Source organism: Dehalococcoidia bacterium (assembly GCA_025054935.1).
Taxonomy (GTDB): Bacteria; Chloroflexota; Dehalococcoidia; order SpSt-223; family SpSt-223; genus JANWZD01.
In genome coordinates, this window is record JANWZD010000071.1 from 1 (window position 1) to 579 (window position 579).

At 71.2% G+C, this 579-nt stretch carries 1 protein-coding gene; it reads right to left on the reverse strand.

Annotated features, from left to right (window positions below; translation table 11 throughout):
- Positions 1-579 (reverse strand): AAA+ family ATPase (locus NZ773_16310; protein ID MCS6803490.1); only part of this gene is annotated, 579 nt, incomplete at both ends.

Consider the following 579-nt stretch of genomic DNA (forward strand, 5'->3'; position numbering starts at 1 on the left):
CCTGCTCCAGATCCTGCCAGCGCGTCTTGTCGACGGCCAGGAACACCAGCGTGTTGCGGAACAGCCGCGGCCCGTTGCCGCGCGCCTCCAGGATCGCGCGCGCCGCCTGCTCGGCCGCGTTGCCGGGCTCCCGGCTGTAGGGATGCTCCGGCCCCAGCACCACGAGGCGTGCTTCCGGATCGTCCGCCACATCGGCACCCGAGCGCGGCAGCGGATGGATGCGGGAGAACTCGCCGGTCTTCTTCAGATCCGTGCGCAGCCGTCGCTCGAGTTCGTGCACAACCTTGTCCGGATCGCGCCTCAGTTGCTCGGCGAGCTTGGTGACCGTCGGCTGCGTGGAGTACCAGTAGCGCGGGCCATCGGCGTACAGGTAGGTGGCGGCGGCCGACAGTCGCCGCAGCGCATCGCCGAACACGGCAGGGCTTTCGCCCGGCATCACGCAGCCGAGCTTCACCCGCCGGTCCTCCAGTCCGGGATGCGGCGCCGCCGCGGTCGGGGCGGAACCGAGGAAGATCGTGCGCGCCACGCGCCGGGTGGCGGAGAGCTTGCCGAGATGCGACACCTCGGCGTCGATCCGCA